A 22,601-nucleotide genomic window follows, 5' to 3' on the forward strand; every position below is an offset into this window, starting at 1 on the left:
CAAATGCGTTGAACCCCGCTTCCATTTTGCGCTGGCATTCTTCCAGTACTTTGTCGATGGTGCTTTCGTATATGTGGCCGTAAATGCGGGCTTTTTTTCGCGCAGGGCCACCAAGCAGTTCATAAATCGGCACGTTGAGCGCCCTACCCTTGATGTCCCACAGCGCGATGTCGATCGCCGAGATTGCCGCATTGATCGCCAGCCCCTGAAAATAGCTGAAGCGATGCATCACATTCCAATGATGCTCGATGTCGAACGCCCGCTTGCCAACGAGATATTCGGCAAAGCGCTGGATCGCGGTCCCCGCCGCTTCAATATGCCCCCAGATGCCGGCCTCGCCATAGCCTGTGATGCCTTCGTCCGTATCGATGCGCACGAACATGAACTGGCCAACGTGCAGCGGTTCAACCTTGGTGATCTTCATTGCTACTCCTGTATTCAATACCATGACATCACTGAAAGACGGCACAGGCGCTCGTTCAACGCGCGTCGTGTGAAACGGCAACGGGTGGACCCGATTCCATTCTTTTCTCAATTACGGGATCGTCAAGCGTGCGGCCTCGCGTTTCAGGTCCCAGCATCACCGACACCGCGGTAATCACACCCAGCACGACCACGTACCATGCCACCAGGTGCGGTGATCCGCCTGCAACCGCGAGGAGTGCGACAGCGATCATCGGCGCGATGCCGCCAGAGATCGGCGAAGTGACCTCACGGGCAAGCGAGAAGCCTGTGTAGCGGACCCGTGACGGAAACATCTCTGCCAGCCAGGGGCTCTGCGCGGAGGTCATCATCGTTTTGGCAATCGACGAGACAAGGAACAGTCCCGTGTAGATCCACACGAGTTGTCCCGTCTGAAGCATCGCGAAGAACGGGAAGATCGCGATGCCTGAAATCAGTGCTCCCGCTATGTACACCGGCTTTCTGCCGATGATGTCCGACACCCAGCCGAACAGCGGGACGGTGATGAACTGCAGTGCGGTACTCCACATCAGCGCGGTCACGATCGTGTCGCGCGACATGTGCAGTTGTTGTGTCACGTACACGATCACGAACGATTCGTAGATATACGCAAGCGAGTTGTCGCCGAGACGCGCTCCCCACGCGCAAAGCATCGGTCGCAACGAGGTTTGCAGCAGCTCGGTGATGGGCGCGCGTACCACGGCCTTTTTGCGGCGCAACTCCTCGAATACCGGGGTTTCCTTGAGCCGACTACGCAGCAGCAAACCGAGCGCAACCACCACCGCGCTGAGAAGAAACGGTATGCGCCAGCCCCAGGCCTCGAAGCTGTCTTTCGACATCGACGACGAGATGTGGAAAGTAGCCAGCGACATCAGCAGCCCGAGCGCGACACCGGTGTAAGGCAAGGAGCCGTACAAGCCGCGCCGCTTGGCCGGCGCGTATTCGATCACCATCAGCACGGCACCCGCGTATTCCGCGCCTGATCCTAGCCCTTGGGCCGCGCGCAGCACGCACAGCAGTACCGGCGCCCATACGCCGACGGCGGCATACGTCGGCAGCAATCCCATCAGGGTGGTCGACCCGCCCATCAGCAACAGCGTGATGATCAGCACGGCCTTACGTCCGATGCGATCGCCCAGACGCCCGAAGATGACACTGCCCGCGGGACGCACGATGAAACCAATCGCAAAGCTGGCGTACGCGAGCAATGTGCCGGTGAGATGATCGTAAGAAGGGAAAAACAGATGATTGAAGAGGGTCGCGGCGGCCGTGGCGTACAGGTAGTAGTCGTACCACTCCATCGCCGTGCCCACAATCGCGCTCAAAGTCGCATTGCGAACTGCCCGCCGGATTTCCGGCGTCATACGTGCAGCGCTTTCCACGTATCACCTCTTTATGTGCGCCCGCGACGTCTGAGCGCCGCGTGCCGTCTCGCTCCATGATGGATGCCGCTTTGCCAGTAGCTTGCGGCTCCGCCTTCGTCAGTCCCGGTTTTCGCTGCTTGGAAACGTTTCCCGGAAACGTTTCCGGACAATAATCGTTGTAAACTGTCCCGTCAAGTGGAGAAGAATCGATGAGTGACAACATGCCGGGCGACCCGAAAGCGAGGCCGGGAATCAAGGCGGTGGCGGCATTGGCCGGCGTGGGCATCGCGTCGGTGTCGCGTGTGCTGTCCGGGCAGCCAGGATCGAGTCCGCAACTGACGCAGCGCGTGCTGGACGCGGCGCGTACGCTCGGCTACACACCGAACGCATTGGCGCAGGGATTGCGCAGAAAAGCGACCCGCTCGATCGGTTTTGTGGGATCTGACATCACCAACCCGCTGATCGCATCGATCGTGGGTGGAGCGGAAAGCGTGCTGAGCGTAGCCGGCTTCTCCGTGCTGCTGACCAATTCTGCCGGCGTCGCGAGCGTCGACGCCGAGCGTATCGAATTGCTGCTGCAACGGCAGGTGGATGGGCTCATCGTGCTGCCCGCACTGGAAGACGATCCCGCGACGCTCGCGGCGTTGCGCAACACGCAAGCCCCCATCGCGCTGATCGACCGCCAGTTGCCTGCGGACATTCCGGCGCATTACGTGCTGTCCGATCATTTTCAGGGTGTCGGCGACGCCACGCGCCATCTGCTGGCGAGCGGACACCGGCGTATCGGCCTCGTGGTGGGTCGTGACGTGCGCCCGACACGAGAGAGAATCCGCGCGATGGAATCGGGTTTCGACACGTCCGGCGTCAAGCGCGACATGATCGTCCACCCCGGCACGCTGTCGCCGGAACATGGGAAGGCGGCATTGGAAGACATGCTTGCGGCAAAAAAGCCACCAAGCGCCATCGTACTGGGCGGCAATCAATTGCTTGAAGGCGCGCTCGAGGTGGTGCATGAGCGCGGCATCCGGCTTGGCACCGACCTCTCGCTGGTCAGTTGTGACGACGTTCCGCTATCCCGATACCACCAGCCTGCCATTGCAACGGTGATGCGCGACGCGTCGCTGCTCGGCGCACGGGCCGCGCAGATCCTGCTTGCGCATATCGAAGCGCCGGGCGAGCCCGAAACAGTGACGCTACCGACATGGTTCGAGCCGCGGCCGAGTTGCGGCTTCGTCGGCACGAAACCGCCAGCACTCGCGCGCACGTAGCGCGCACGTGAGCTGAGTGTGCTCGCAGGCGCCCCGCTTTCGCAGGCAAGCTGGCTCTCGTCAACCTTGAACCAGTCTTGTCCACCTATCGATGCAGAGACGCGCACGTGGGTCGAATTGCTGCGCGCGCATCTGCCGAAGGTCATTGCGCGCGACGAAGCAGAGCAACTGAACGGCATTTTTGTTTTGTTTTGGTCGCAGGTTCCCACGACCCGCGACGATCGCTGTTCGCCATCTGTACCGCTCGATGTTCGGTACAGTCTGTACGAATTCGACTGATCTGTAGCTGACAGTTTCCGGCAGCGGGGGGCATCATCAGCTTCTTTGACCGGGATGGACTCTTTCATGGACAAGACAACCAGCGGCTGGCTCAGCGGCTTTGCCGGCGTTCTGATCTTCAGCGGCTCGCTGCCGGCGACGCGGCTAGCCGTGCAAGGGCTCGATCCGGTGTTTCTGACCGTCGCGCGCGCAACAATCGCAGGAGTCCTCGGCCTGCTGCTGTTGCTCGTGTTCCGCGAGGCACGGCCCGCGCGTCGCGATCTGCTGCCACTCGTGGTGGTCGCGCTCGGCGTGGTGGTCGGCTTTCCGCTGCTGACCGCGCTGGCATTGCGTCACGTGAGCGCTGCGCACGCCATCGTATTCATCGGTCTTCTGCCGCTCTCAACCGCGATCTTCGGCGTGCTGCGCGGCGGCGAGCGGCCACAACCGGCGTTCTGGCTGTTCTCGGCATTCGGTAGCACCGCAGTGGCCGCGTTCGCGCTGCGTCACGGCGTCGATGCGTCGCCGCTCGGCGATGCGCTGATGCTCGCCGCGATCGTCGTATGCGGGCTCGGCTATGCGGAAGGCGCGCGGCTATCGCGCGATCTCGGCGGCTGGCAGGTGATTTCATGGGCGCTGGTGCTGTCGCTGCCGCTGATGCTGCCGCTCGCATGGTGGACGCGGCCGGCGTCCTTCGAAGGCGTCGGCGCCGCGGCGCTGTGGGGTCTTGCGTATGTGTCGCTGTTCAGCATGCTGATCGGCTTCGTGTTCTGGTATCGGGGGCTTGCGCTCGGCGGCATCGCGGCAGTCGGGCAACTGCAACTGCTGCAGCCGTTTTTTGGCCTGCTGCTGGCCGGCCTGCTGCTGCACGAACAGGTGCCGCCGTCCATGATCATCGTCACCGTCGTCGTGGTCGCATGCGTGGCGGGCGCCCGGCGCTTCTCACGCGCGGCACCGGCGCGGCCGGCCGTCTGACCCACGCCGGCCGGGTGCGCGCGATGGTCTTTTCGGGATGGAATCGGGCATCCGGGCGTCCCTATGCCATCATTCCCGTGATCGCTCAACCACCGCTCAGCACCACGACCTACGATGCCGACCGCTTTTGCCCAAACCGTCGAAGCCCGCTTTGCCGAACTCACGCCGGCCTCGAAACGCGTGGCCAGCTACATGCTGGCCAATCTCGACCGGCTCGGTCTTGAAACCGCCGACCAGATCGCACAGCAAGCCGGCACGAGCGGCATTTCGGTAGGCCGCTTCCTGCGCAGCATCGGCTACCAGAACCTCGACGACCTGAAGCGCGAATTACGCGGCACCCAGGAGCGGCCGTGGCTGATCACCGACCGGCTCGACGCGTTCCGCCGGGGCGCGGATCAGGCGGTCCAGCCCAGCGAGTCCGCGCCGCGCGCCGCCGGCACTGCGCTTTCATCGCGTCGCGACGGCGCGCTCGCGCAGTCCCTCGAACTCGAGATCGGCGCGATTCAGCATGTGTACGAACTCGCGCGCTCGCCGGTGTTCGCCCGTGTTGCCGAGCGCATCGCCAACGCCGACGCGATCTACATCCTCGGCATTCAATCGACGCGCGGCATCAGCAACGCGTTCTACAGCTACCTCGAATACATCCGCCCGCGCGTGTTCTATTCCGACGGCATGTCGGGCTCCTACGTCGACTCGCTGAACTCCGAATTCGACGCGCCGTACCTGCTCGTCACCGACACGCGCGCGTACTCCGCGATCGCGCGCCGCTATTGCGAAGCCGCGTCGCGCCGCGGCCTGCCGTTCGCGTTCGTCACCGATATCTATTGCTCGTGGGCACGCGATCTTGACGGCGATCTGCTGCAGGTCAAGACCGATGTCGGGCAATTCTGGGATTCGCTCGCGCCGCTCACATGCCTGTTCAATCTGCTGATCTCGGCGGTCGTCGAACGGCTCGGGCCGGCTATCGACGGCCGCGTGGCGCGCAACCGCGAGTTGCAGAGCGAATTCGATCAGTTCGACCTTTGACCTCACACTACCGATGGCCCCGACGCCCAACTCACCGCACATCCGCGACGCCAGCGAAGCCGATCTACCCGCGATCCAGGCAATCTACTCACACCACGTACTGACCGGCGTCGCGTCGTTCGAAGAAGCCCCACCCTCCGTCGACGATTTGCGCGCGCGGCTCGCGGCGGTGCGCGGCCATGGCTTGCCGTATCTGGTCGCGCAGATCGACGGCGTGGTCGCCGGCTATTGCTACGCGACGCCGTATCGCCCGCGGGCGGCCTATCGCCATACGATCGAAGATTCGATCTATGTGAGCGACGCGTATCGCGGACGCGGCGTCGGACGCGTGCTGCTGCAGGCGCTGATCGAGCGCTGCGAAAGCGGTCCGTGGCGACAGATGATCGCGGTGATCGCCGATGGCGGCCAAGGCGGTTCGCTGTCGTTGCATAGCCAGCTGGGCTTCGAGCTGACCGGCACGCTCAAAGCGGTCGGCTACAAGCATGGCCGCTGGCTCGATACGACGCTGATGCAGCGCACGCTCGGGCGCGGCGCGTCCAGCCCGCCCGGCGACGGTGCCTAACCCGCGCGCGGCAAGCGTGTAAACAACGTCGGATAGTCGATCACGAGGCCGTCGCTGTCGACCTTCATATCCGCGGTGAACTCGCGGAAGATACCTTCGTAGCGGTACTCGCGATTCAACTCGAGGCACGTGTACGCTTGCTCGGCACGCGTGACCTGCAGATCGGGTGTCGAGATATACGCGACCACGATCGGCCGACGCTCGCCTTCGGCCAGTTGCAGCCGGCGGGTCGGCAACGTGTTGGTGAACGGCGTCGCCGCGATGTCGATGTCGATACAGCCTTCGAGCGCACTCAGCGCGAGACCGTGACCGTCGCGCCAACGGCCGGTGCCATCGCCACGCAACTCCAGCTCGCCGCCGCCGACGATCTTCAGCCACGCATGGCGGGTGCGCCATTGCGCGTCGCAGCGCACTGTGTAATGCAATCCGTACGCGTGGCCGTAGCGCTGCCCGACGACGACGCTCTCGACCGCGAAGCCGTCGTCGTGCGCATCGAAGCGTAGATGTTCGATGCCGTCACCCTCCTCCGAGGCCCATCGTAGTTCCCGCATCGGCTGCTCCTCGCGAAACGGCGCGGCGCGCCGGTGCGCTTATCGTAGCGCGAATGCGCGTGGGCGCAGCGCTCTCGACCCAGGCGCACACAGACGAGAAATAGCCACTATCGACGCGCGGCGCTGTCTCGTGCGGCGTCGTTGGACTAGGCTCGCCGGCGTCCATGAATCAGAATCCGACTGATGCCGTCACCGTGACCGATGCGCAACGCAATCCGCTTAGTACCTCACCCAGTGCGCCTTTTCGTACGCTGCTGCGCCGCCTCGGCCAGGTCGTGCTGCAACCGAACGCTTTCACCGGCGTCTGCCCGCTCACCGCATGACCTAGACATGCCGGATTGCCATTGGTGATCGCGCCGGATTGTCGCGTGATGCACGGCACACGACACGCGATTCTTTTCCACGCTAGATTGGCAGCCCCGCCGAGCGCAGTTGTACTCATTTCTGATTAGCACTTTTTCTAACAGGCCTATTCATTAATCCGCGTGGTTAGTTCATCAAGTCGATTTTTTGTGATTCTGGTCATGCGCTCCCAGAATTCAACGAATCGCAACCATGCCTGTCCGACTTCATACACGTTGGCATAGCATTCATCGTCGCGATAGCGCTTCCAGTTCTCCTGTCCTCTTTTAAAATACGGAAGTGCTCGGGGCTCGCCATTCGCCCGATGCTCTTTGTGGCCGTCGGCCATGATTCGCTGTATTGAAGATAGTTCTTTTCGAGCGTCTGTGCGACGCGCTCGAAATCGCACTGAGCGCAAGCCGAAACGTCCATGGTCGCTACGGCATCATTCTTGCAAAATCGCTGAACCTCATCTTGATCCTTGCCGACGAAGTATTGACTAGCGGCGTGGCTTTCGTGTAGTCGAATACAGACCCATAGATTGAGCTTGACGAAAATGCCGGCGAAGATGCCGCAAAGAGGAGAAAGGAAATATCAGCGACTCGCATCATAGCCCCGGTTGTAAGAGATTTGCTTCACATTTTCGGCGCTTTAACACTGCAGGGGGAGACGTTACCTACTCGCCGGGATCTCCACCGATGCTCGCTTGAGTTTGCCCGTATCGTCCCTATACCAAACATCGAGGCGGTTACGTTCCCAACGAACTGATTCAAGGTCCGGTTGCGTGTGCAAAGTTGCGAGGCGCAGCGTTGCGACGGGCTCTTTACCTCCGAAGAGCTTAAACACCCTGAGTGGGTTCGATGCAACACTAACAACCAGGCGCCGCTTAGTGTTGATGGCGTCCTGCGCAACTAGCTCGTGCCCGTCTATCTTGTCTGGTGGACTAAAGAACAAATCACGGCGACAACCAGAGCCGCACCGAAATCGCATCATCGCAATGTCTGAGTACCATTGAACACCTGGCAACACGGATGTCTTGCTGATGACCTTAGTTACGCGCCCGTCCTTTGTGGCCGAGATAACGCAGTCATCAGGCGCACCGTTGTGTTTGCATTGCACAGATAACGCCCACCCACCGGGTCCCCGATAGACCTCATTGATGGGGCCGTCCGGTCCATATGGCAATAGTGGAAGCGCATTGCTCGCCGATGCCACCAAAAGCAATAACGCACTAACGCACGTTTTTATAAAATTTGAAGTCTTCATCCGAAACTCCTGGCGGGTTTGGCACTTCGATTACCTCAGGCGTCAGAAAGCTCGGAACGCTGGGGTATATCGCGGGGTATTTCTTATGTAGGTGTCTCTGCGCCTTGGGACTGTAGTCGGCCATTTGGTACCCACTTGAGTACGACAGAAGCAAATTCTGTGGAAAGAATTCGTTGGTCTCGACGTTCAGCGCCATTGCGGACGGCATTGGCGGGAAGTTGGAAAATATGGATTACGTCACGCGGCAAAGCAGGCACTCGTCGTTCTCCCCAATGCTTTTCTGTTTCTGTTGCTCCACTCGATCTCCTCTTAAGTACCGGACGACATCCAACGAATTAACCATCTAGACGGGGCACGGTGTCAACAGCTTTAATTTGGGATAGAGCCGTTGTGACAAATCTTGACGATAGTTCAGCTCATCTCATTTTCAGCTGCTTGTTGCGGGTCGGCTCGCCGCACTCGCGCTGGCGGACTTCGGCTCGATGCCGACGCTGGGAGGCATCGCGATCACGGTGCTGCTGCAAGCGGCGCCCGCGCAGTTCTGTGTTCCCGCACTGACCGCCTCGTTCGTACTCGCGGCGTGGACCATTCAATGGCTCCAACGCCGTATCGAAGACGAGCCAATCGCACCGGCGAATGCCGCGCAACGCGCCACCACGCGCAGACTCTCGTGCGGTACGATCGCAAACGCTATTCACGTTTATCGCGCTAAATCGTGCTTCACATCGGAGATGAACATGTCGTTTGCGCATTCCCCCGCCGGCCATATCGCCGCATCCGGTCCGCTGTCAGAAGCGGAACAGCAAACCCGCATCGATCTCGCCGCCGCCTATCGGCTTGCCGCGCTCAACGGCTGGGACGATCTGATCTACACGCATATATCGGCCAGCGTGCCGGGCGAACCGGGCCACTTCCTGATCAATCCGTTCGGCCTCGCGTTCGATGAGGTGCGCGCGTCGAATCTCGTGAAGATCGATATCGCGGGCAATATCGTCGGCGCCAGTGAGCATCCGGTGAACGCGACCGGCTTCGCGCTGCACGCAGCCGTGCATGCCGCGCGCGCCGACGCGATCTGCGTGATGCATCTGCATAACACCGCCGGTGTCGCGGTGTCCGCGCAGCCGGCGGGTCTGTTGCCCGCGTCGCAGCACGCGCTGCGCTTTTATGGGCAGCTTGCGTACCACGACTATGAAGGTCTCGCGTTTACGCCTGCGGAAGCCGAACGCCTCGTCGCCCATCTCGGCGGCAATCCCGCGATGCTGTTGCGCAATCACGGCACGCTGACGGTCGGCCGCACGATCGCCGAAGCCTATGTACTCATGGCGACACTGGTGAAGGCCTGCGAGATCCAGTTGCAGGCGCAAGCTTGCGGCGCGCCACTGGTGGTGCCGAACGACACGATCGCCACACGCACCGCCGAACAACTCTACGATGGTGGCGCGATCGAAGGCGCGTTCGAATGGCCGGCGCTGCTACGCAAGCTCGACCGGTCCGACCGCGGCTATCGCGACTGAACTGAACACATGCGCAGTTGCGATTGGGCTTGCCATCAAATCGTCAAGCCGCGGCGATCCGCTCTACTCAGCGCTCAACCATTTCTCACCACGGAGTCATGTCATGCCCACGTTTCGAATCGAACTCTTCGAAGGCCGCACGCTGGAACAGAAACGCGAATTCGTTGAAGCGATCACCAAGGCGACCTGCGAATCACTCGGCGTCGAACCGAACTCGGTCGATATCATTCTCACCGATGTGAGACGCGAAAACTGGGCAACGGGTGGCCGTTTGTGGTCGGAGGCGTAAACGGCGCGACGGCGATTGCATCGTGCGATGCATCGCATTGAGATGACCTCGCTGTCGCATTGATGCAACAGCGACGGAAGTCTCGGCGATCGGTGTTCACCCTTGCGCAATGGCAATCGATCGCCGAAAAAAGAGCCGCGTGCTTGACGCACGCAGCTCATATGAATGGCGACGCGTATTTCAACGCGTTGCCGTGGCGGCAAACAACTTGCCGCCCGTTCTACCTAAGTACTTAGAACTTGTGGATGATGCCCACGCCGACACCCACCATGCTGCGCGACGACGACGGAGCGCTGTTCTGGCCGTCGCCGATGTCTGCCGTTGCGTTGATGATGGACTTGCCGTTCGTGCCCAGCGTCTGGCCACCAGCGCGCTGATAGGCTTCCAGCGCGTACAAGCCGGTACGCTTGGACAGCGTGTAGTACTGCGAGAGGTTGAACTGGTTGTAGCTGGCCGTGTTCTGGATGCCATTCGACGACGTGGCACGGGTGTAGCTATAGCCAGCGGCCAGGTCCAGCACCGAGGTCGGCTTCCAGTGCAGCACTGCGCCGCCGGTGTTCCAGATCTGCGTGCCGCGGAACAGCGACGCGGTGCCTGCCGCGTACTGCACGTTCGAGTACGCGAACGAAATATCCCATGCCGAGTTGAACGCGTAGCCGCCGGTCACTGCAACGCGCTGCTGCTTCGCCGCCGACTGGAAACCGTTGTTGATAGCCGACACCCCGGCTTGCGCGCCGTTGTTCGACATCGTCGAGTTCGCGCCCCATGCGCCGCCGCTCGTGTTGCCGTTGTCGATGCGCTGGATACCTGCTGCGATACCGATCGGGCCGGCGATGTACTGTGCTGCCGCGCTCCAGGTTTGGCCTGCGCTGAAGCTGCCCGGCGTGCCGCCCAGCGAGTACGAGCCGCTGACCGTCAGGCCGTGGAAGTTCGGCGACGTGTAGACCAGCGAGTTGTTCGCGCGGTACAGCGTATCCAGCGAGTCGATATCACCCGGGTGCGCGCCGTATGCGCCGGTCAGCCACGTGGTCGGGCTGTACGGCGACAGCAGCGTGTAGTACGAGGTGTACTGACGGCCAGCCGTCAGGGTACCGAACGACGCATTCGTCATACCGACCCATGCCTGACGGTTGAACGCCAGACCGGACACGCTTTGCGCGCCGGTTGCGCTGTTGAAGCCCTGCTCCAACTGGAAGATCGCCTTCGTGCCGCCACCCAGATCTTCCGAGCCCTTAAGGCCGAAACGGCTACCCGCCCAAATGCCGTTGATCATCTTGACTTGCGAGTGGCCACCCGAGTTCGAGCCCAGTGCCGCCGAGCTGCTTTGATAACCAAACCCAGTATCGACGATACCGTACAACGTCACGCTGCTTTGTGCATGCGCGCCCAGAGCGACCAACCCCAAGGCCGAAGTAACGAGTGCCTTTTTCATTTTTACTCCTCTGTTAAAAACTTTCTAATGCGCGGCCGTTGCAAGCGCCGCTGAGTGTGGAAGATGTTTTTTTGATCAGAACACCGGGTGACCGTTAATCACGCTTGGCAACCAGGTCGAGAACCACGGCATGTAGGTGACGATATTGATCGCCGAAAAGATAGCGAGGTAATACGGCCACGCCACCTTGGTAGTTTCACCAATCGACACATTGCCAATTGCGCAGCCGATGAATTGCACCGAACCGATCGGCGGATGCACGAGGCCCAATGCGCAGTTCAACAGGATCATGATGCCGAACTGCACCGGACCCACGCCGTTGTGCATCGCCATCGGCAGGAACAGCGGGGTCGTGATCAGGATGTGCGCCGCCATGTCGACGAACGTACCGAGGAAAACCTGAATCACGTTGATGTACAGCAGCATCAGCCACGGCAGACTGGTCGCGCCGTCGAGCATGCGTTCGATCGCATCCGGAATCTCCAGGTACGCCATCTGGAAGCGCAGCATGTTCGACACGCCGATCAGCAGCAGCACCACGCCGGTGGTCTTGGCGGCCTTGCCGAGCGCATGGCCGAGCTTGTTCAGCGTCATCGAGCGGTATACGACGATGGTGAGGACCAGCGAGTAGCCCACCGCGATGGCCGCGGCTTCCGTCGCGGTGGCAATACCGCGCGCCACGCAGAACAGAATGATCGCGATCACCATCAGCCCCGGCACCGCGCCGATGAACGCGCGTAGCACCGCCATCCAGCCGGGGAATTTCTGCACCCCGGTCGAACCGTCCGCGCGGCGCGGATAGCCATACTTGACCGCTTGCCAGTAAGCGGCGATCAGCACGAAACCCATCACCCACAGCACCGGCAGCAGACCGGAAAACAACAGATCGCCGATCGACACGCCGCTCATCGGCATACCGTGCAGCACGCCGCTCACGCCTTGCGCGGCAAACGCGTAGATGATCATGTTGGTCGATGTCGGCATTAGCGCACCCGCGAGCGACGAGTGGGTCGTCACGTTGACCGCGTAGGCCGCGCTATAGCCTTCGCGCTTCATCAACGGGATGACCACGCCGCCCATTGCCGACGTATCCGCGGTCGGCGAGCCCGACACGCCGCCGAACAGCGTACAGGCGACCACGTTGGCCATGCCCAGGCCACCGCGGAAATGGCCCACCGTTGCCTGCGCGAAACGCAGAATGCGGTCGGCGATACCGCCGTGGAGCATCAGCTCGCCAGAGAAAATGAAGAACGGGACCGCGAGGAACGAAAAGCCGTTCATCCCCGAGATCATCGCCTGCATCGCGGTGGCTGTCGGCAGACCTTCGTACAGATACGTCAGAACGCAGGACAGTCCCAACGAGAACGAAACGGGAACCCCTAAGAAGAGGAAGACAAGAAAACTGACGGTAAGAAGGGCAAGTTCCATGATTGTTCTACTTTTGTTTGCTGGCGAAGAGCGCCAGCAGATGCTCGATCGAGAACAACGCGATGCAGATGCTCGCGACGAGCGGAATGCAATAGCGCAGCCCTTCTGGCACACCAATGATCGGAATACGATCGTTCATCGTGGTTTGCGCCATCTCGAAACAGCCGACGAAAACGGCTACCGCGAAAGCGGTCAGGCAGATATGTTGAATTGCCGTCACGGCGACCTGGCCTTTCGGCGGCAACTTCTTCACGAACGAGTCGAGCCCGATATGGCCACCCTCGCGCACCTTGAGCGCCGCGCCAAACATGGCGATCGCGATCACCAGCAGCAACGCGATGGGTTCGACGAAATCCGGCGCGTCGTTGAATACATAGCGCATCACGACGCTATAGATCACGAGCAGGCAGAGGATGGCAAGACTTAACGATGCCACCACCAGCAGCGCGCGAAAGAGAAAATCATTTGGGCGTTTCAGGAAACTCATTGACCCCGTCCTTGCTTACGACCGACCTGTCTTTAATCCACACAACGACCTCCGCCGCATGCAATCGCGCACGCACGCGACACGACGCGGCGCAACAGCCCGTGGGATCACCCACGGGACCATTCACGCCGCTGCTGCCACCAATGTGCAGATACTGATTGCGTCGGGACGCGTGACTTACTTGATTGCCTGGATTTCGTCGACGATCTGCTTCATCTGCGGGGTCTTTTCGTACTTCGCCCACACCGGCTGCATCGCCTTCACGAAAGCCGCGCGGTCGATCTGCGCGGCCGGAACGATCGTCGCGCCGCCCTTGGTGACCGTCTGCTGTGCTTCGGCTTCACGCGCGGTCCACAGCTTCTCGTAGTAAGGCACCGAGTCGGCCGCCGCCTTCTTGATGATCTGTTGCTCTTGCGGGCTCAGCGTGTCCCATACCTTCTTCGAAAACACCACCACTTCCGGCGTCATCGAATGCTGGGTTTCCGAGTAGACGGTTGCGACTTCATAGTGCTTGGTCTCTTCGTACGACGGCAGGTTGTTTTCCGCGCCGTCGACGAGACCGGTCTTCAGCCCCGTATAGACTTCCGCGAACGGCATCGGGGTCGGCGTGCCGCCCATTGCCTTGATTTCGTCGACCATCAGGTCCGACGGCTGCACGCGCACCTTCACACCCTTCATGTCAGCCGGCGACTTGATCGCCTTCTTCGCGTACATCGAGCGTGCACCGCTCTCGTAGAACGTCAGCGCGATCATGCCTTTCGCCGCGAACGCGTCGAGAATCTTCTGGCCTTCCGGGCCGTACATCACCTTGCGGAAATGGTCGATGTCGCGGAACAGGAACGGCAGCGACGGGATCATCGATTCCGGCACGATCTCGTTGAATGCCGCACCGTTGATTCGCGCCATGTCGAGTGCGCCGATGCGGATCTGATCGACCGTATCGTTTTCGGAGCCGAGCGCGCTGTTGCCGAAGACCTTGATCGAATCCTTGCCGTTGGTCGCCTTGCTGATTTCCTCGCCCATGTACTTCACGGCCATATTGGTCGGGAAGGTGTCGCCGTGCACGTCCGCGGAGCGAAACACGCGCGCTTCGGCCGAGATCGTGCTGAACGCCAGCGCCGCGGCTGCGACGATCATCGAAACACGGGAAGAGGCAAACTTCTTGTTCATCGTGACATTCCTTGAGAAATAGACCATCCCATCGATTGCGGATGTGACATGGTTTTAATGCGTCTCCGGCTGCGCGCTCATCCCGTCGCGGGTCGCTGCGCGCTGCCGTACTGGCTGTGCAACGTCCCCGGCACAGTTACCCAGCACTCCGGCCGACAAGTCGGCTCATTACTTCGATCACGTCGGCGAGCTTTCCGGCCCCGAGAAAAACGTCTCACCGGAAAGCCGCCGTGTTCGCACTCCAACCTAAACCCGCAGAAAGCCATTTGTTTGGGCTTATATGTTGTACGATGACATATGAAGTCTATTAAAGCGCTTTTGACTTGTACAGACGGTATTTACCCGCACCCGAGAAACCCCCGGCACGAATGACCGGCCGAGCGCCGCGTCAGCGCGGGCGGGGCTGTCGAGGCTAGGACGCAACGGTGAAAGCGTCTCGTCAGATGTTGTTTTTTAAGGACAAATGTAAGAGCGGGCAAGCCCTTCCAACCGTATGTTGTACGACGAGTGACGAAGAAAGGGCACGAAAGTGCCAAAAAGCAAAACGCCGGGACAACCGCTTCGTCCCGGCGTTTGTAAAAGCGCAAAGGTGATTACAGTTGGCCGGCGAATTCCGGCTCGAGCAAGCCGGTCACGCCGGGACGCAGCGCAAACACATGACCGTCGTGCTCGCTCGCACCGCTGCCGGGGCGAATCGACGTGACGAACAGCGTGTCCAACCGGCTTCCGCCGAATGCGCACATCGCCGGCTTCACTGCCGGAAGCGCGATCTGCCGGTCGAGCTTGCCTTGCGGCGTGAAGCGCAGCAGCAGGCCGGCGTCGTTCGCGCAGATCCAGTAGCAGCCATCAGCGTCGACCGCGGCGCCGTCGGGGCGCCCCGAGTAATGGTGCAGATCGGCGAACACGCGCCGGTTGCGTGGCTCGCCCGTCACGACGTCGTAGTCGAACGCCCAGATCAGCCGGCGCAGCGGATGCGAGTCGGACAAATACATCGTCGTGCCGTCCGGCGACCAGCCGAGGCCGTTCTGCGTGATCAGCGAATCGACGACCGGCGCCGACAGCACGCCTTTTTCGTCGAAGCGGTATAGCGCGCCGTCCGCAATCGCCGCCGCCATGTCCTGCACCATCGTGCCGGCCCAGAAGCGCCCTTGCCGGTCACAGCGGCCGTCGTTGAAACGCATGCCGGCGCGCGGGAATTCAGGCGCCACGAGCTTGCGCGTGGTCGCTTGCAGCGCTTCGCCAGTCTCCGCACCCAGCCCCTCGCCCAGCGAGACCGCGAACAGCCCGGTCTCGCAACCGGCGAGCACCGCGCCCGCGCGATCGAATGCGATACAGGCCACCTGTTCCGGCAGTTGCCATTCAGTGCGCTCGCCGCTTTCGACGCGCGCGCGCACGATCTTCTTCGCTGGGATGTCGACCCAATACAACGCCTGTTCCGCCGCGCGCCAGACCGGGCTTTCACCGGTCGCGGCCGGCAGCGGCCCGGCGGCTTCGAGCCGCTCGACTTTCAGACCCGCCGGCGCGCTCATTTCGGCTCCCGCTGCGGCTCCATCGGCCCCGCGAGCACGAACGGACCGCCCTGGAACTGCTGGGTCGGGTCGTCGTAACGGGTGTCGGGCGCGCCCGGCGGGAATAGATGCTCGAACTGCTCGGAGCTGTCCTTCGGACGGAAGCCGAGGAATGCGGCGTTGGTGTTGTCGACCCACGAAATGCGGTTGTTCGACACGCCGTAGACGATCGCATGGCCGACGCGATTCGTGAACAGCGAACAGCGCACCAGCTCGATGAAGTCGCGATAGCTCAGATACGTGACCAGCATGCGCGCGGTCTTCGGCTGCTCGAACGACGAGCCGATCCGCAGGCAGACGGTTTCGAGACCGAAGCGGTCGAAGTAGTAGCGCGACAGCGATTCGCCGAAACACTTGGTCACGCCGTACAGGCCGTCCGGGCGCAGCGGCGCGTCGGTACCGAGCACCGAGGTCACCGGATGGAAGCCCACCGCATGGTTCGAGCTCGCGTAGATCACCCGCTTCACGCCATGCTTCTGCGCGGCCGAATACAGGTTGTAGAGCCCGCGGATATTCGCCTCGAGTAGGTCTTCGAACGGCGCTTCGACCGAAATACCGCCGAGATGCACGACGGCGTCCACGCCTTCGAGCAGCGCGTGAACCGCCGCCTGGTCCGCGAGATCGACGACGGCGGCTTCCTCGTGCGCGGCCACTTCGCCGAGCGGCGCGATGTCGGACACCCGCACGATGTCCGCCCAGGCGGCGAGCGCCGGGCGCAACTGCTTGCCGAGGTTGCCGGCCGCGCCGGTCAACAACAGACGGCGGAAGGGTTTCTTTGCCGCCGAGCGGTCAAGGTTCGAATCGGTCATGTCTTTTTTGTGAGATTGCGATCGGGTCAACTGAACGAAAAGCGAGCGCCGCAACCAGCCGGCGCTCGCTCGAGGCTTAATGGAACTACGCGTGCGGTCAGGTCACCGGCGCCGGGTTGAACAGCGCCAACGCATTGTGGAGCTTGAGCTTCTCGGCGCAGGTCTGTTTGCGGCCGCTCGCGACTTCGAGCATCAGACGGAACAGCTCCCAGCCCACGTCCTCGATCGTGGACTGGCCGGTCGCGATCGTGCCTGCGTTGATGTCCATCAGGTCGAACCAGCGGCGCGCGAGGTCCGAGCGCGTCGCCACCTTGATGACCGGCACTTCGGCGAGGCTGTACGGCGTGCCGCGGCCGGTCGTGAACACGTGCAACGTGATGCCCGACGCCACCTGCAGCGTGCCGCAGATGAAGTCGCTAGCCGGCGTGGCCGCGTAGATCAGGCCTTTCTGGTTCACCTTCTCGCCCGGCGACAGCACGCCGGAGATCGCCGAGTTGCCCGACTTGATGATCGAGCCCATCGCCTTTTCGACGATGTTCGACAGGCCGCCCTTCTTGTTGCCGGGCGTCGTGTTCGCGCTGCGGTCCGCGCCGCCGCGCTTCAGATAATCGTCATACCACTGCATCTCGCGGATGATCGCGTGCGCGACCTCCGGGTTGGCCGCGCGTGCGGTCAGTTGATCGACGCCGTCGCGCACTTCGGTCACTTCGGAGAACATCACCGTCGCGCCGGCGCGCACCAGCAGGTCGGTCGCGAAACCGACAGCCGGATTGGCGGTCAGGCCCGAGAAAGCGTCGCTGCCGCCGCACTGCACGCCGATCACCAGGTCGGACGCCGGACAGGTTTCGCGGCGGCGGTTGTTCAGGCGCTTCAGGTGCCCTTCGGCCATTCTCATGATCGAGTCGATCATCGACTGGAAGCCGACGTGCGACTCGTCCTGCAGCACGACGACGTCGCCATTCTCATCGGCGCCGAGGTCGCCGATGTCCGCAATCTCGCTGGGGTTCAGTGCGGAGGCGATCGGAATGGTGCCTGGGGGCATCAGGCGCTCGGGTTGAAGCTTCTCGCAGCCGAGGCTCACCATCATCACCTCGCCGCCGAAGTTCGGATTCAGCGCGATATTGCGCACCGTGCGGATCGGCACCATCGCGTCCGGCGCGTCGATCGCGACGCCGCAGCCGTACGTGTGGCCGAGGCTCACGACATCGTCGACATTCGGGTATTTCGGCAGCAACTCGGCCTTGATGCGGGTGACCGCGTGCTGAACCACGTCGGCCACGCACTGCACGGTGGTCGTGATCGCGAGGATGTTGCGGGTGCCCACCGAACCGTCCGCGTTGCGGTAACCCTCGAACGTGTAGCCGTCGAGCGCCGGCATCTGCGGCGCTTTGATGGTCGCGACCGGCAGGTCTTCGAGCCCCGGCGGGCTCGGCATCCGGATCACGTGCTCGTTGATCCAGCTGCCCTTCGGCAGCGGCTTGAGCGCATAGCCGATCACCACGTTATAGCGGACGACTTCGTCGCCCTCGGCCAGATCGGCCAACGCGACCTTATGGCCTTGCGGCACACGCTCGCGCAGCCTGAGACCATCCGGGAATACCGCGCCCTCGCCCAGACCGCCGTCGTTGACGACGATCGCGACATTGTCATTGGGGTGAACGCGAATGTAGAGCGGAGTTTGTTCCATTGATCGATCCTTGACGCGCTTCCAATCTGTTGCGCGAGCTAATCATACGTCATCCTACAACGCGAATCTGCGCGCGGACGTTCCGTATTTACCCTATGACACACATTATGACGCTAAAAGTCCGTTGAGTTACCCAATTTGTTGTTGTACGATGACGTATAAGAAATCCGAATTCTAGAAATCTCTACTAGTCTGACCACTATAAGACTAGTCGGACCTATCAAATCGATTCAAACCGACGCCTGGATATTCATCATGACGACACCGCAGGAACTCAAGCAGATCGTTTCGGAAGGCCTCCTGTCCTTCCCCGTCACCGACTTCGACGCGCAGGGCAACTTCCGCGCCGACACCTACGCCAGCCGCCTCGAATGGCTCGCTCCGTACGGCGCTTCGGCACTGTTCGTCGCTGGCGGCACGGGCGAGTTCTTCTCGCTGACGCAAGACGACTACTCGAACGTCGTGCGCACCGCGACCGAAGTCTGCAAGGGCAAGGTGCCGATCCTCGCTGGCGCCGGCGGCCCGACCCGCGTCGCGATCGCGTATGCGAAGGAAGCCGAGCGCCTCGGCGCGCACGGCATCCTGCTGATGCCGCACTACCTGACCGAAGCGAGCGTGGAAGGCATCGCGGTGCACGCGGAAGAGGTCTGCAAGTCCGTGCCGAACATGGGCGTGATCATCTACAACCGCGCTAACTCGAAACTCAACGCCGACATGCTCGAGCGTCTGGCCGAGCGTTGCCCGAATCTGATCGGCTTCAAGGACGGCGTGGGCGAGATCGAAAACATGGTGACGATCCGCCGCCGCATGGGCGACCGCTTCTCGTACCTGGGCGGCCTGCCCACCGCGGAAGTCTATGCAGCCGCGTACAAGGCGCTGGGCGTGCCGGTGTACTCGTCGGCGGTCTTCAACTTCATTCCGAAGACCGCGATGGACTTCTACCGCGCGATCGCCGCCGACGACCACGCGACGGTCGGCAAGCTGCTCGACGAATTCTTCCTGCCGTACCTGAAGATCCGCAATCGCCGCGCAGGCTACGCGGTCAGCATCGTCAAGGCCGGCGCGAAGCTGGTCGGCCACGACGCGGGTCCGGTGCGCGCACCGCTGACCGATCTGACGCCAGACGAAATGGAACAGCTCGACGCGCTGATCAAGAAGCTCGGCGCGCAGTAAGCGAGCGGCGTTACGGCTCGCGCGAGCAGCGCGAGTCCTGTCGACGAGGGCCGCCCAGACGGCTGCGTCGCGAACGCCCGGCACGGCAACGTCGCCGGGCGTTTCTGTTTTTGCCCAACAGGCAGGCGGCCGATGAGCCGCGCGGCGTAGAGACCACCCTCCCGCCAGACCCTCCAGGAGATGACTGATGGACATGAGCCGCACGGCCGGTTCCACGCGCGCGAGCGATAGCGCGGATAACACCGACAGCGCCAATACGGCTGCACGCAGCAAGGTCCGCTATGCGATTCTGCTGCTGATCTTCGTGATCACCACCCTGAATTACGCGGACCGCGCGACGTTGTCCATCACCGGCTCGGCGATGCGCTCGGCGTTCAACCTCGACGCGATCCGCATGGGCTACATCTTCTCCGCGTTCAGTTGGGCCTATGTGCTGTCGCAACTGCCGGCCGGCTGGCTGCTCGATCGCTTCGGCGCGCGGCGCGTGTATGCGGCCAGTATCTTCTCGTGGTCGCTGTTCACGCTGCTGCAAAGCTCGATCGGGCTGCTCGGCAGCGCCGGCGCCGCGGTCACCGGGCTGTTCGTGCTGCGCTTCGCGATGGGCGCGGCGGAATCGCCCGCGTTCCCGGCCAATGCAAAGGTCGTCGCGAGCTGGTTTCCGACCAACGAGCGCGGCACCGCGTCGGCGATCTTCAACGCCGCGCAATACTTCGCCGCGGTCGTGTTCACGCCGCTGATGGCATGGCTCACGCACGCGTTCGGCTGGCATTCGGTGTATGTCGTGATGGGCGTGATCGGCTTGCTGCTCGCGCTCACGTGGCTGAAGGTGATGAAGAATCCGGCCGATCACCCGCGCGTGTCGCGCGCCGAACTCGACTATATCGAGCAAGGCGGCGGCCTCGTGAGCGGCGCGCGCAGGACGGCTTCCGGTGACGCGCCGCAAACTGGCGGCTGGGCGCTACTGCGGCAGTTGCTCAGCAACCGCATGCTGCTCGGCGTCTATCTCGCGCAGTACTGCATCAATGTGCTCACGTACTTCTTCCTGACGTGGTTTCCGATCTACCTTGTGCAGGCGCGCGGGATGACGATCCTGCATGCGGGGCTGGTCGCGTCGCTGCCGGCGATCTGCGGCTTTCTCGGCGGGGTGCTCGGCGGGGTGCTGTCGGACGGGCTGATCCGCCGCGGCTCTTCGTTGACGGTCGCGCGCAAGGTGCCGATCGTCGGCGGAATGCTGCTGTCGACCTGCATCATCGGCTGCAACTATGTGTCGACCGACTGGGTCGTCGTCGCACTGATGTCGCTCGCGTTCTTCGGCAAGGGCATTGGCGCGCTCGGCTGGGCGGTGGTCGCCGATACCTCGCCGAAACAGGCGCTGGGACTCTCTGGCGCGATCTTCAACATGTTCGGCAACGCCGCCGGCATCGTGACGCCGATCGTGATCGGCTACCTGGTCGCGCGCTCCGGCTCGTTCAACGGCGCGCTGGTGTTCGTCGGCGCCAACGCGCTGGTCACGGTGATCAGCTACCTGGTGATCGTCAAGGACATCGAGCGAGTCGAGTTGCGCGGCGTCTGAAGCCGCCGCAGTTATCGTACTTCCGGTTGCGCGGGCGGCCCGCATACGCGGCGCATTCGCGGCCGCGCCGCGCCGCGCCGCGCCGCGGGCATCCGCCGATATATGTGACATTTGCGCCGAAAATGATTTGGCGCTTATATAATCAGTCATCAGACGACGATATAATGAAACAGCAGGTTTCCGGGCAAACATCCGATCAGGGAGCGTTTTCGATGGCTACACCACTGGCATCCGCCGCCCCGCCACGACGCGCTCGCAATCTTGCCGAGTTCGTCGTCAACTACGTCACCGAGCAGATTGCAAGCAATGCGCTGAAACCTGGCGACAAACTCCCGACCGAATCGCAGCTGATGAACACGCTCAGCGTCAGCCGCACGGTAATCCGCGAAGCAATCTCGCGTCTGCAGGCAGGCAAGGTCATCGAGACGCGGCACGGTATCGGCAGCTTCGTGCTCGAGCCGCAGCGCGAAAAGCTCGGCATCGACATGGTGCCCGCCACCACGCTGCGCGACGTGCTGTCCATCCTCGAGCTGCGTATCAGCCTCGAAACCGAATGCGCGGGTCTCGCCGCGCAGCGCGCGAAACCGGACGACCTCGGCCGCATGCGCATCGCGCTCGATGCGATCGAAGCCACGCGCCACAACGGGCTCGACAGCGTGGAGGCCGACCTGCAGTTCCATATCTCGGTCGCACGCGCAACCGGCAACCGTTATTTCGTCGACATCCTGTCGCAGATGGGCAGCGCGCTGATTCCGCGCAACCGGCTGGATTCGGCCGGCATTGCGCGCGCCGATCCGGATGCGTATCTGTCGCTCGTCAATCTCGAACACGAAAGCATCCTCGAGGCCATTACGCGGCACGACGCGGAAGGCGCGCGCGCGGCAATGCGCATGCATCTGTCGAATAGCCGTGAGCGGCTGCGTCGCGCGAACGAGGCAAGCGAAGCAAATCACTGACTGCGCGCAGCTCGCACACGAAAAAAATGGCCGGGATTCCCCGGCCATTTTTTATTCCCGCGGCTTATGTCCCGCGGCGCTTTCCGTACGTGCCCGAATGCGTGCGCAGCTAATCAGCCTGAGCACGCAACCAGTCACTTCGGTCCGCGCGCACTCACGCTTTAACCACGCGTCAGTTCACCATCGCGACGACGCCACAGTTCGAGCGGGTTGCCATCGGCCAGCGTCTGCGGCAGCAGTTCGGCCGGGAAATCCTGGTAACAGACCGGGCGCAGGAAACGGTCGATCGACGTCGTGCCGACCGAAGTCGCGCGGCTGTCCGAGGTGGCCGGGAACGGGCCGCCGTGGACCATCGCGTGACACACTTCGACGCCAGTCGGGAAACCGTTGACCAGAATCCGGCCGGCCTTGCGCTCGAGAATCGTCACCAGCTTCTTCGCG

At 62.2% G+C, this 22,601-nt stretch carries 20 protein-coding genes and 3 pseudogenes; 11 read left to right on the plus strand and 12 right to left on the minus strand.

What is annotated here, in order from left to right; genetic code table 11:
- Together VGH68_RS06990 and VGH68_RS06995 are read right to left on the minus strand one after the other, a co-directional pair.
- Positions 1–424: pseudogene (locus tag VGH68_RS06990) on the minus strand (galactokinase); the annotation flags it as partial.
- Between the two features lie 55 nt (positions 425–479).
- The gene (locus tag VGH68_RS06995) at positions 480–1,787 is read right to left on the minus strand and encodes an MFS transporter (protein WP_331602822.1); all 1,308 of its coding nucleotides are present in this window, start codon (positions 1,785–1,787) and stop codon (positions 480–482) included.
- 248 nt (positions 1,788–2,035) lie between these two features.
- Between VGH68_RS06995 and VGH68_RS07000 the strand changes: the two genes are divergently transcribed.
- From VGH68_RS07000 to VGH68_RS07020, 5 genes and pseudogenes are all read left to right on the plus strand, one after another.
- Entirely contained in the window at positions 2,036–3,094 is a 1,059-nt protein-coding gene (locus VGH68_RS07000; protein ID WP_331602823.1) for a LacI family DNA-binding transcriptional regulator, read from the plus strand.
- 87 nt (positions 3,095–3,181) lie between these two features.
- Positions 3,182–3,373: pseudogene (locus tag VGH68_RS07005) on the plus strand (hypothetical protein); the annotation flags it as partial.
- 66 nt (positions 3,374–3,439) lie between these two features.
- Complete coding sequence (locus VGH68_RS07010; protein WP_331602824.1) at positions 3,440–4,327, plus strand: DMT family transporter; 888 nt, start codon at positions 3,440–3,442, stop codon at positions 4,325–4,327.
- 114 nt (positions 4,328–4,441) lie between these two features.
- Positions 4,442–5,353, plus strand: coding sequence for a sap1 transcriptional regulator SapR (gene sapR, locus VGH68_RS07015; protein ID WP_331602825.1), 912 nt, complete (start codon positions 4,442–4,444; stop codon positions 5,351–5,353).
- A 13-nt stretch (positions 5,354–5,366) separates the two neighbouring features.
- The gene (locus VGH68_RS07020; protein WP_331602826.1) at positions 5,367–5,915 is read left to right on the plus strand and encodes an N-acetyltransferase family protein; all 549 of its coding nucleotides are present in this window, start codon (positions 5,367–5,369) and stop codon (positions 5,913–5,915) included.
- Here the strand turns inward: VGH68_RS07020 and VGH68_RS07025 are convergent.
- Complete coding sequence (locus tag VGH68_RS07025) at positions 5,912–6,466, minus strand: putative glycolipid-binding domain-containing protein (RefSeq protein WP_331602827.1); 555 nt, start codon at positions 6,464–6,466, stop codon at positions 5,912–5,914. The two genes, VGH68_RS07020 and VGH68_RS07025, sit on opposite strands and share 4 nt — an antisense overlap.
- Before the next feature lie 164 nt (positions 6,467–6,630).
- Here VGH68_RS07025 and VGH68_RS07030 point away from each other — a divergent pair, with 164 nt between their 5' ends.
- The gene (locus VGH68_RS07030) at positions 6,631–6,789 is read left to right on the plus strand and encodes a hypothetical protein (protein ID WP_331602828.1); all 159 of its coding nucleotides are present in this window, start codon (positions 6,631–6,633) and stop codon (positions 6,787–6,789) included.
- Positions 6,790–6,935: 146 nt separating this feature from the next.
- Here VGH68_RS07030 and VGH68_RS30070 read toward each other — a convergent pair whose 3' ends face one another.
- Complete coding sequence (locus tag VGH68_RS30070) at positions 6,936–7,157, minus strand: lysozyme inhibitor LprI family protein (RefSeq protein WP_414696905.1); 222 nt, start codon at positions 7,155–7,157, stop codon at positions 6,936–6,938.
- Between the two features lie 1,654 nt (positions 7,158–8,811).
- On the opposite strand from VGH68_RS30070, the gene VGH68_RS07035 reads away from it, so the two are divergent.
- Positions 8,812–9,588, plus strand: coding sequence for a class II aldolase/adducin family protein (locus VGH68_RS07035; protein WP_331602841.1), 777 nt, complete (start codon positions 8,812–8,814; stop codon positions 9,586–9,588).
- Positions 9,506–9,877: a 4-oxalocrotonate tautomerase gene (locus VGH68_RS07040; protein WP_331602829.1), complete on the plus strand. Its 372-nt coding sequence runs from the start codon at positions 9,506–9,508 to the stop codon at positions 9,875–9,877. The genes VGH68_RS07035 and VGH68_RS07040 overlap by 83 nt, the downstream gene beginning before the upstream one ends.
- Before the next feature lie 232 nt (positions 9,878–10,109).
- Here the strand turns inward: VGH68_RS07040 and VGH68_RS07045 are convergent, their stop codons facing one another.
- The 7 genes from VGH68_RS07045 to garD all read right to left on the minus strand — a co-directional run bounded on the left by VGH68_RS07045 (position 10,110) and on the right by garD (position 18,458).
- On the minus strand, positions 10,110–11,309 hold the full coding sequence (locus tag VGH68_RS07045) for a porin (protein ID WP_331602830.1): 1,200 nt from the start codon (positions 11,307–11,309) through the stop codon (positions 10,110–10,112).
- 75 nt (positions 11,310–11,384) lie between these two features.
- Entirely contained in the window at positions 11,385–12,737 is a 1,353-nt protein-coding gene (locus VGH68_RS07050; protein WP_331602831.1) for a TRAP transporter large permease, read from the minus strand.
- A 7-nt stretch (positions 12,738–12,744) separates the two neighbouring features.
- On the minus strand, positions 12,745–13,224 hold the full coding sequence (locus tag VGH68_RS07055; RefSeq protein ID WP_331602832.1) for a TRAP transporter small permease: 480 nt from the start codon (positions 13,222–13,224) through the stop codon (positions 12,745–12,747).
- 177 nt (positions 13,225–13,401) lie between these two features.
- Positions 13,402–14,394, minus strand: a complete 993-nt coding sequence (locus VGH68_RS07060) for a TRAP transporter substrate-binding protein (protein WP_331602833.1) — start codon at positions 14,392–14,394, stop codon at positions 13,402–13,404.
- A gap of 593 nt (positions 14,395–14,987) precedes the next feature.
- Positions 14,988–15,923 carry an SMP-30/gluconolactonase/LRE family protein gene (locus VGH68_RS07065; protein WP_331602834.1) on the minus strand — a complete coding sequence of 312 codons (936 nt, stop codon included), beginning with the start codon at positions 15,921–15,923 and terminating at the stop codon, positions 14,988–14,990.
- Positions 15,920–16,771, minus strand: a complete 852-nt coding sequence (locus VGH68_RS07070; RefSeq protein WP_331602835.1) for an NAD(P)-dependent oxidoreductase — start codon at positions 16,769–16,771, stop codon at positions 15,920–15,922. Before VGH68_RS07070 ends, VGH68_RS07065 begins: the two co-directional genes overlap by 4 nt.
- A gap of 97 nt (positions 16,772–16,868) precedes the next feature.
- Positions 16,869–18,458 (minus strand): galactarate dehydratase, encoded by a 1,590-nt coding sequence (gene garD / locus VGH68_RS07075; protein WP_331602836.1) that lies wholly within the window; start codon positions 18,456–18,458, stop codon positions 16,869–16,871.
- A gap of 255 nt (positions 18,459–18,713) precedes the next feature.
- Between garD and kdgD the strand changes: the two genes are divergently transcribed.
- The 3 genes from kdgD to VGH68_RS07090 all read left to right on the plus strand — a co-directional run bounded on the left by kdgD (position 18,714) and on the right by VGH68_RS07090 (position 22,160).
- Positions 18,714–19,631, plus strand: coding sequence for a 5-dehydro-4-deoxyglucarate dehydratase (gene kdgD / locus VGH68_RS07080; RefSeq protein ID WP_331602838.1), 918 nt, complete (start codon positions 18,714–18,716; stop codon positions 19,629–19,631).
- 187 nt (positions 19,632–19,818) lie between these two features.
- Positions 19,819–21,204 carry an MFS transporter gene (locus VGH68_RS07085; RefSeq protein ID WP_331602839.1) on the plus strand — a complete coding sequence of 462 codons (1,386 nt, stop codon included), beginning with the start codon at positions 19,819–19,821 and terminating at the stop codon, positions 21,202–21,204.
- 212 nt (positions 21,205–21,416) lie between these two features.
- Entirely contained in the window at positions 21,417–22,160 is a 744-nt protein-coding gene (locus tag VGH68_RS07090; RefSeq protein WP_331602840.1) for a FadR/GntR family transcriptional regulator, read from the plus strand.
- 161 nt (positions 22,161–22,321) lie between these two features.
- Here the strand turns inward: VGH68_RS07090 and VGH68_RS07095 are convergent.
- Positions 22,322–22,601, minus strand: a pseudogene (locus VGH68_RS07095) (aldehyde dehydrogenase (NADP(+))); the annotation flags it as partial.

Source organism: Paraburkholderia sp., from assembly GCF_036488505.1.
Classification (GTDB): Bacteria; Pseudomonadota; Gammaproteobacteria; order Burkholderiales; family Burkholderiaceae; genus Paraburkholderia.